At 61.5% G+C, this 8,302-nt stretch carries 8 protein-coding genes; 2 read left to right on the top strand and 6 right to left on the bottom strand.

The window, feature by feature from the left end:
• Nucleotides 1–132: 132 nt before the first annotated feature.
• Nucleotides 133–1,152, bottom strand: a complete 1,020-nt coding sequence (locus HU811_RS08750; protein WP_186655338.1) for an alpha/beta fold hydrolase — start codon at nt 1,150–1,152, stop codon at nt 133–135.
• A gap of 87 nt (nt 1,153–1,239) precedes the next feature.
• Here HU811_RS08750 and HU811_RS08745 point away from each other — a divergent pair, with 87 nt between their 5' ends.
• Nucleotides 1,240–1,416: a hypothetical protein gene (locus HU811_RS08745; protein ID WP_186655337.1), complete on the top strand. Its 177-nt coding sequence runs from the start codon at nt 1,240–1,242 to the stop codon at nt 1,414–1,416.
• Here HU811_RS08745 and metE read toward each other — a convergent pair.
• The gene (gene metE, locus HU811_RS08740; protein ID WP_186655335.1) at nt 1,404–3,716 is read right to left on the bottom strand and encodes a 5-methyltetrahydropteroyltriglutamate--homocysteine S-methyltransferase; all 2,313 of its coding nucleotides are present in this window, start codon (nt 3,714–3,716) and stop codon (nt 1,404–1,406) included. The two genes, HU811_RS08745 and metE, sit on opposite strands and share 13 nt — an antisense overlap.
• 107 nt (nt 3,717–3,823) lie before the next feature.
• On the opposite strand from metE, the gene metR reads away from it, so the two are divergent.
• Nucleotides 3,824–4,741, top strand: a complete 918-nt coding sequence (metR, locus tag HU811_RS08735; protein WP_186655342.1) for a transcriptional regulator MetR — start codon at nt 3,824–3,826, stop codon at nt 4,739–4,741.
• Between the two features lie 169 nt (nt 4,742–4,910).
• Here metR and HU811_RS08730 read toward each other — a convergent pair whose 3' ends face one another.
• The 4 genes from HU811_RS08730 to nosR form a co-directional block, all read right to left on the bottom strand.
• Entirely contained in the window at nt 4,911–5,408 is a 498-nt protein-coding gene (locus HU811_RS08730; protein WP_186655333.1) for a GNAT family N-acetyltransferase, read from the bottom strand.
• Nucleotides 5,405–6,043: a LysE family translocator gene (locus HU811_RS08725; RefSeq protein ID WP_092393508.1), complete on the bottom strand. Its 639-nt coding sequence runs from the start codon at nt 6,041–6,043 to the stop codon at nt 5,405–5,407. Before HU811_RS08725 ends, HU811_RS08730 begins: the two co-directional genes overlap by 4 nt.
• Before the next feature lie 24 nt (nt 6,044–6,067).
• The gene (locus HU811_RS08720) at nt 6,068–6,484 is read right to left on the bottom strand and encodes an NUDIX hydrolase (protein WP_186655331.1); all 417 of its coding nucleotides are present in this window, start codon (nt 6,482–6,484) and stop codon (nt 6,068–6,070) included.
• A 246-nt stretch (nt 6,485–6,730) separates the two neighbouring features.
• Entirely contained in the window at nt 6,731–8,095 is a 1,365-nt protein-coding gene (nosR, locus tag HU811_RS08715) for a response regulator c-di-GMP phosphodiesterase, NosR family (RefSeq protein ID WP_186655329.1), read from the bottom strand.
• Between the last annotated feature and the right edge of the window lie 207 nt (nt 8,096–8,302).

Here is an 8,302-nt window from a genome sequence, read left to right as displayed (position 1 = left end):
TTGCTCCCGCTGGGTTGCGAAGCAACCCCATAATCTATCCCGCCACCTGGGTGTCTCGGGCTGAACCTTAGGGCTGCTACGCAGTCCAGCGGGAGCAAGCTCCCTCGCCACAAAAACCAGGCAGACCGTTTATCAGAGCACGTTAGGCACCTGCACCGGCTCGATCTGCGCCCAATGCGAGGTGTCTTCGCGATGCTGCTGCAAGTAGGGCAACACCGCCCCCAGCAACGGTTCCTTGAACGCTTCTTGAAACCGGTGAGCCAGGCCCGGTATCAGCTTCAGGCGGCTGCCGCGGATGTGCGCCGCCAGGTGCACGCCATGCATCACCGGCAACAACGGGTCGGCGGTGCCGTGGACCACCAGGGTCGGCACGCGCAGTTGATTGAGCAGCGCCACCCGGCTCGGCTCGGCCATGATCGCCATGATCTGGCGCTGCACGCCTTCGGGGTTGAAGGCCCGGTCATAGGCCTGGGCGGCCTGATGCAACAGTGCCTGACGATCATCCACCACCATCGGGCTGCCCAGGGCGGCCAGCAGATCGGCCTGTTGTTCCAGGGCCACTTCACGATTCGGCGCACTGCGCCGGGACAACAGCTGCACCAGCGTTTCACTCGGTGCCGGCAGGCCTTCGGCGCCTGAGCTGGTCATGATCAGCGTCAGGCTCTCCACCCGCTGCGGCGCCATGGCCGCCATGTGCTGGGCGATCATCCCGCCCATGCTCACCCCCAGCACGTGAAAGCTTTGCACTTGCAACGCATCCATCAACCCCAAGCCGTCGTCGGCCATGTCGGTCAACGTGTAGGGAGCAGCCACGGGCAGGCCCAACTTGTAGCGCAAGGCTTCAAAGGCCAGGTTGGCGCTGCCGGGCGCCTGGCGCCAGGCGGACAAACCCACGTCGCGGTTGTCGTAGCGGATCACCCGGAAACCCTGCTCGCAGAGGGCCGCCACCACTTCGTCCGGCCAATGGATCAACTGCCCGCCCAAGCCCATCACCAGCAACAACGCCGGGTCGGAGGCACGGCCGATGCTCTGGTACGCCAGGCTGACCTGATCCAGATCGACCCGTTGGGTCGCAACATTGACATCACAGCGAGAAGCCGCCATCGACGGCAGGCCGAATAACAACGCGGCCAGGAAGATAAATACACGCATGAAGAAACACCAAAACGCAGAACCCCAGTAGAGCGCGAGTCTGATGAAGTTTGTTCAAGCGCGCTGCCACAGTTACGTGACAGTTTGATGAAGATTTCCCAAAGGTCTGCTGCGGTGAATGATTTATCTGTGGGAGCAAAGCTTGCTCGCGATGAAGTCAACGCGATCTTTCTGGAATCGAGGCGTCTGTATCGCGAGCAAGCTTTGCTCCCACAGGTGCAGATTCAAGGTATAGACCCAACGCAACGGTTTCAGGCCAACTGACTCCGCAGCTGCCGGGCCGCCGCCACCATGTTCACCAGCGCGGCTTCTGTTTCCGGCCACGCCCGGGTCTTCAAGCCGCAATCGGGGTTGACCCACAGTCGGTCCGCCGCAATCCGCTTCACCGCCTTGCTCATCAACGCGACCATTTCGGTCGTGTCCGGCACCCGTGGCGAGTGGATGTCATACACACCTGGGCCGATGTCGTTGGGGTACTCGAACGCTTCGAACGCGTCCAGTAACTCCATGTCCGAACGCGAGGTTTCAATGGTGATGACGTCGGCGTCCATGGCGGCGATGGCCTTGATCACGTCATTGAACTCGCTGTAGCACATGTGGGTGTGGATCTGGGTTTCGTCGCTCACGCCCGAGGCGCTCAAGCGGAACGCTTGCACCGCCCAATCCAGATACTCCTGCCATTGCCCACGGCGCAGGGGCAAACCTTCGCGGAACGCGGCCTCGTCGATCTGCACGATTTTGATCCCGGCCTTTTCCAGGTCCAGCACTTCGTCACGCAGGGCCAGGGCCAGTTGTTGCGCCTGGACCTGACGCGAGACGTCCTCGCGCGGGAACGACCACATCAGCATGGTCACGGGGCCGGTGAGCATGCCCTTCATCACCTTGTCGGTCAGGCTTTGTGCGTAGCGGATCCAGTCGACGGTCATCGCTTTCGGCCGGCTGATATCGCCATAGATGATCGCCGGTTTCACACAACGCGAACCATAGCTCTGGACCCAGCCGAAACGGGTGAAGGCATAGCCGTCCAGTTGCTCGGCGAAATACTCCACCATGTCGTTGCGTTCGGCTTCGCCATGTACCAGCACATCCAGGCCCAAGCGTTCCTGGATCTGCACGGCATGGCGGATCTCAGTGTGCATGGCGTCCTGATAATCGTTGGCCGACAACTTGCCTTGCTTGTAGGCCTGGCGCGCCAGACGAATCGCCGGAGTCTGCGGGAAGGAGCCGATGGTGGTGGTGGGAAAGGCCGGTAACTTCAGGCGAGCGCGCTGCTGCGCCATGCGCTGGGCAAACGGCGATTGCCGCTGGCTGTCCTGGGGTCCTATCGCGGCGAGGCGCGCCTGGACCTCGGCCTTGTGAATGCGTGTCGAGTCGGCACGACGAGCGTGCACGTCACGACTGTCGGCCAGGGCGTGTTGCACGCCGGGCGCCTGTGGATCGTTGAGCGCATCGCGCAGTACCGCCACTTCCCCGCACTTCTGCACAGCAAAGGCCAGCCAGCTCTTGAGTTCAGGGTCCAGTCGGTCTTCACGCTCCAGGTCCACCGGGCTGTGCAACAGTGAGCAAGAGGTGCTGACCCAGAGGTTGTCGCCAAACCGCTCCTGAGCCGGCTGCAATTGCGCCAGCGCCTGTTCCAGTTCACAGCGCCAGACATTGCGGCCATTGACCAGCCCCACCGACAGGATCTTGTAGGTGGGCAGGCGATCGAGCACCTGGCCCAGTTGTTCCGGCGCCCGCACCGCGTCGATGTGCAAACCGTCCACCGGCAGGCTCACCGCCAGACCGAGGTTGTCTTCCAGGCCACTGAAATAGGTCGCCACCAGTTTTTTCAGCGGCGAATACTGAAGGATGTGATAGGCCCGCTCGAAAGCACTTTTCCAGGCCTGCGGCAGGTCGAGGGTGAGGATCGGCTCGTCGATCTGCACCCACTCAACGCCCTGGGCCTTGAGGCGATTGAGGATTTCACCGTAGACCGGCAGCAGGCGCTCCAGCAGGTCGAGTTTGTCGAAGTCCTCGCCCTTGGTCTTGCCCAGCCACAGATAAGTCAAAGGACCGATGATCACCGGTTTGACCCGGTGACCCAACGCATGGGCCTCGTCCACTTCGTCGAACAGTTGCTCCCAACTCAGGACGAAACGCTGGTCGGCGGTAAATTCCGGGACCAGGTAGTGGTAGTTGGTGTCGAACCACTTGGTCAGTTCCTGAGCGTATTGCGCTTGCCCGTGATCGGCAGCGCAGCAAGCCGCAGTGGCGCCTCGGGCCATGGCGAACAGCGTGTCGAGGGTTGGCTTGGCGTGAGCATCGAGGGTGTTGTGGAATCGCGACGGGACGGCACCCAGGGTCAACGTGTGGCTGAGCACCTGGTCGTACCAGGCGAAATCACCAACCGGCAACAGGTCAATTCCGGCATCTTTCTGCAGTTGCCAGTGCCGAGCCCGCAGTTCACGGCCCACCGCTTGCAGTGCGGCCGCTGCCAAGTCGCCCTTCCAGTAGGCTTCGAGGGCTTTTTTCAGTTCGCGGTCGGCGCCGATGCGGGGAAAACCTAAGGTGTGGGCCAGGGCCATGGTGTGTGTCCTCCTGTAAAAGATGGCGCCATTGTCGACAGTCAGCCCCACATGAGACAAACTCAACCTTTTCGTGTTGATCACGAGTTTTACTCATGGAGCCTACGGTGCTTGAAATCCGCCACCTCAAGACCCTGCATGCCCTGCGCGAAGCCGACAGTCTGGTCGAAGCCGCCGAACGCCTGCATTTGACCCAGTCCGCGCTCTCCCACCAGTTCAAGGAACTGGAAGAACGCCTGGGCATGCAGTTGTTCGTGCGCAAGACCAAACCGGTGCGCTTCACCAGCGCCGGCCTGCGCTTGCTGCAACTGGCCGACGCGACCTTACCGTTGCTGCGCAGCGCCGAGCGGGACATCGGTCGGCTGGCCGGTGGCACCGCCGGGCGTTTGCACATGGCCATTGAGTGCCACAGTTGCTTTCAGTGGCTGATGCCCACCATCGACCAGTTCCGCGACGCCTGGCCGGAAGTCGAGCTGGACCTGGCCTCGGGCTTCGCCTTCGCGCCGCTGCCGGCCCTGGCCCGGGGCGACCTGGACCTGGTGGTGACCTCCGACCCGCTGGAACTGGCGGGCATCACCTACGTGCCGCTGTTCACCTACGAAGCGATGCTCGCCGTGGCCAACCAGCACCGGCTGGCGGGCAAACCCTACATCGTGCCCGAAGACCTGATCAGCGAAACCCTGATCACCTACCCGGTGGAGCGTGATCGCCTGGACATCTTCACCCGTTTCCTGGAACCGGCCGACATCGAGCCGGCTCAGGTGCGCACGTCTGAACTGACGGTGATGATGATGCAACTGGTGGCCAGCGGTCGTGGCGTCTGCGGCATGCCCCACTGGGCGCTGCATGAATACAGTTCGCGCGGTTATGTAAAGGCCAAACGGCTGGGGGAGAAAGGTTTGTTCGCCACGCTGTATGCCGCCGTGCGCACCGACATGCTCGATGCGCCGTACATGCGCGACTTTCTGCTGACGGCCAAAGACACTTCGTTTTCGACCCTCGACGGCGTCAGTGCCGTGCGCTGACGGGCATTCTTCATGTGGCGAGGGGATTTATCCCCGTTGGGCTGCGAAGCGGCCCCCAAACCAAGCAACTCGGTGTGTCAGGAAAATTGAGCTCGCTGCTTTAGGGCCGCTTCGCAGCCCAGCGGGGATAAATCCCCTCGCCACAAAAGCTCAATCGTCATGCTAGGTTTTACAGTTCGCGCCACATATGGATCTTGTCGAGATAGTCCTCACCCACCCGTATCGCCTGCGGTTCGAGGCCATATTGCACAAAACCGCAACGCTGATAGAGCTTCAGGGCCGGGGCGTTGCCGGCGGTAACGGTCAGTTGCACCAGGCGCAAAAAACTGTGGCGGCGGGCTTCGTCGAGGGCCGCTTGCACCAGTTGGTAGCCGAGGCCAGCGTGGCGATGAGCGTCGGCGACGTACATGCCGAACAACGTGGCCTTGTGCCGGGCTTTTTCCCGCGGCTCCAGGGACAGCCCGACAATACCCACCAGCTCATGCTCGACAAACGCCCCCAACAACACATCGAGCCGACTGCTCAGACGTGATTCCCACCACCTCATTGGCATCGCCGCTCGCTCGCTGACGCTAGAGGTGAAGGCCTGGGGATGAAGCGCGTAGGCCTGGAGCATCAGGTCGCGATACGCCTGGGCATCACCCGCGGCGAGCCGTCGAATATTCACGCCGAACGCCGTTGCTCAAGCATCAGGCGCAACGCCAGCGCGCCGAGCACAAACCCCATGAAGTAGCGCTGCGCCGCCAGCCAGGTGGGGTTATGGACAAACCAGGAGGCAATGCCGGCGGCGAACAGGGCAATCAGCAGGTTGACGCTGAAACTGACGCTGATCTGGGTCAGCCCCAGGATAATGCTCTGGGTGAACAACGAACCGTGTTCCGGGCTGATGAATTGCGGGAATACCGAGAGGTAAAACACTGCAATCTTTGGATTCAGGGCACTGGTGAGAAACCCCATGGTGATCAGCTTGCGCGTCGAATCCGCCGGCAATTGCTGGGCCTGGAACGGTGAACGCGCACCGGGCTTGACTGCCTGCCAGGCCAGCCACAGCAGGTACAGCGCGCCGGCCCATTTCAATAATTCATACGCCATGGGCACCGCCAGGAACACCGCCGTCAGCCCCGCCGCCGCGGCAAACATGTGCACGAAGAAGCCCGCCACCACACCCAGCAGGGATGTGACGCCGGCCTTGCGGCCCTGGCAGATCGAACGGGAAATCAGGTAGATCATGTTCGGGCCGGGCGTGAGTACCATCAGCAACGCGGCGGCGGCGAAAATCAGCAGGTCCGGCAATGGAATCATGGGCGTCAGTCCTTGAGTCTGGGGTCAGCACGTCTCGAGAAGGCTGGCTCGATAAAACGGCAGGATCACCTCGCCTGTCAACGGCGCCAGCAGCAACTCGCTGCCACCGGCCGGGTCGATCCAGCACACTTCTTCAATCTCGGCGGCGGGAGAAACCGGCGCATCAATACTCAGCAAAAAAACTTCAGCCTGCACGACAAAACCCGGTTCGTTGGCGGCCGGAGCGCTGAACGGCCCCAGGTAACGGGCCTGTGCCGGATCAATCGTCAGCCCAAGCTCTTCGGCCAGCTCACGGACCAGGGCCTGGACCGGCTGCTCATGGGCCTCGATCTTGCCGCCCGGCTGCATGAAGGCCTGGGTGCCGCGCTTGCGCACCAGCAAGGTCCGACCGTCCGGCCCGATCAACAGGGCGGCGGCGATGCGGATGATGGGAGTGGTCATGATGAATAAAAGCCCCGGGCAGAAAAATGCTCGCAAGACTACAGAGCGCAGCGACAGGAGCAAAGCCTGACGCCGCCCTCAGACTCAACACAAAACCACTGTGGGAGCAGTTTTTGTGGGAGCCAAGCTTGCTCGCGATGGGGCGACGCGGTTTAACTGCAGGACCGCGTCATCGTTCATCGCGAGCAAGCTTGGCTCCCACAAAGCCCGCTCCCACAGTTGATTTCGTCGTCTGTCCGAGTCCCATCACCCCAACATCGGCTTCGGCACCGAAGGATCTTCTTCTTCGGGAATTTTGACGAACACGCTGTATCGCGCGCCCTCCATCGATTCGAAAGCGATGAGCTTTTCCACCAGCGGCGCGCTCAGCACCTTGCCGGCGTTGAGCAACAGCATGCCGTTGTCGGCGTTGAGGTTGCGGGCCAGGATCATCCCGGCCGTCAGATCGCGGGTGGTCATGACCTGCACCGTCGGATCCGACAAGGTCACGTCGTCCAGATACTCGCCACACGCCTTGATGAAGTCCTCCACCATGCCCGGGTCGTACAGTTTGCCGGCGTATTTACGGATGTAGACCAGCGCCTCATCGCTGTTCATCTGCCGCTCCAGGATCAACCCGCGCTGCAGTTCGATGAAGTCCACCGCCAGTTTCAACAGCCGCGAACCGAACGGAATGGCCTCGCCCCGCAGATGGTCGGGAAAACCACTGCCGTCCCAACGTTCCTGGTGATGGAGGATGATGCGCGCGGCGTCTTTCATCGGGTCCAGGGTCATCAGCAGCGACTCGCTCTGCTTCGGATAGGCCCGGTAGAGATCAAGCTCGGTGTGGTGCAGCATGTCGGCGGGCGTGACCATCATGTTGTCGGTCCAGCTCAGTTTGCCGATGTTGTAGAGCGCCGCGGCCATGGTCAGGTCGCGGTCGGTGGACTCATCCAGAAAGTGGAGCCTGCTGTAGACCCGGATCAGCTCGATGATCTGCCGGTTGGTCTGCTTGGCCTTGGGCAGACGCAGGTTGGCGATCAGCGAAAACACTTCGGTGCCCGTCACATAGCTGCGCTTGAGCTCGTCATAGGCCAGGTCGAGCATATCGGCGGTCTGCTGCAGCTCGGAGGTGCGCGACGCCACACGTTTTTCCAGGGTGGTGTTGAGTATCCGCAGTTGTTCGTTCTGTTCGCGGTTCAGCGCTTCGAGGCGCTGGCGCTCACTTTCGGAGTGCTGGTGCGCCAAGGCCTGACGCAGGGCCTGCACCAGTTCCTCATCGTTCCAGGGTTTGCTGAGGTAGCGATAGAGCTGCCCCTCGTTGATGGCCTTGGTCATCATCTCCACATCGGCATAACCGGTGAGCAGGATGCGCAAGGTCGACGGATAAAGCTTGCGAATCTGCGCCAGCAGCGTGGCGCCGTCCATGTTGGGCATGCGGGCATCGGTCATGACCAGGTCGACCGGCCGCTCCTTGAGGATTTCCAGGGCCTTGGCGCCGCTGTCGGCCAGCAGGATCTCATATGGCTGGCTGCGCAATAACCGGCGCAGGCTATTGAGAATCGACTCTTCGTCATCGACCAACAGCACCGTCGGCTTCCTGACCGGTACATCCTGCGATTGATCTTCCATTGGACCCCCCTCCTGTTAACCACACCTGTTCTACCCTACCCCCGAATTAGAGGCTAGTAGATTGCGTGAATTTAGACACGATTTTGCCTTGACCGGCCGAGCGCATCCCAATGAGACAGCTATGCTGTAGACCATGAAGGGCCAAGTACAGGCCAGAATACTCATGCCAACGGAAGGGATATCAGATGTATCCACGGTTCAACAGTC

Source organism: Pseudomonas tehranensis (genome assembly GCF_014268615.1).
Lineage (GTDB): Bacteria > Pseudomonadota > Gammaproteobacteria > Pseudomonadales > Pseudomonadaceae > Aquipseudomonas > Aquipseudomonas tehranensis.
Note: the sequence above shows the minus strand (reverse complement) of the source record. Positions and strands in the feature narration are given on the sequence as shown.

Bases quoted from the DNA above. Each gene is read 5' to 3' on its own strand.
- HU811_RS08750 (WP_186655338.1), bottom strand. From the start codon at position 1,152: ATGCGTGTATTTATCTTCCTGGCCGCGTTGTTATTCGGCCTGCCGTCG.
- HU811_RS08745 (WP_186655337.1), top strand. From the start codon at position 1,240: ATGAAGATTTCCCAAAGGTCTGCTGCGGTGAATGATTTATCTGTGGGA.
- metE (WP_186655335.1), bottom strand. From the start codon at position 3,716: ATGGCCCTGGCCCACACCTTAGGTTTTCCCCGCATCGGCGCCGACCGC.
- HU811_RS08725 (WP_092393508.1), bottom strand. From the start codon at position 6,043: ATGATTCCATTGCCGGACCTGCTGATTTTCGCCGCCGCCGCGTTGCTG.
- HU811_RS08720 (WP_186655331.1), bottom strand. From the start codon at position 6,484: ATGACCACTCCCATCATCCGCATCGCCGCCGCCCTGTTGATCGGGCCG.
- nosR (WP_186655329.1), bottom strand. From the start codon at position 8,095: ATGGAAGATCAATCGCAGGATGTACCGGTCAGGAAGCCGACGGTGCTG.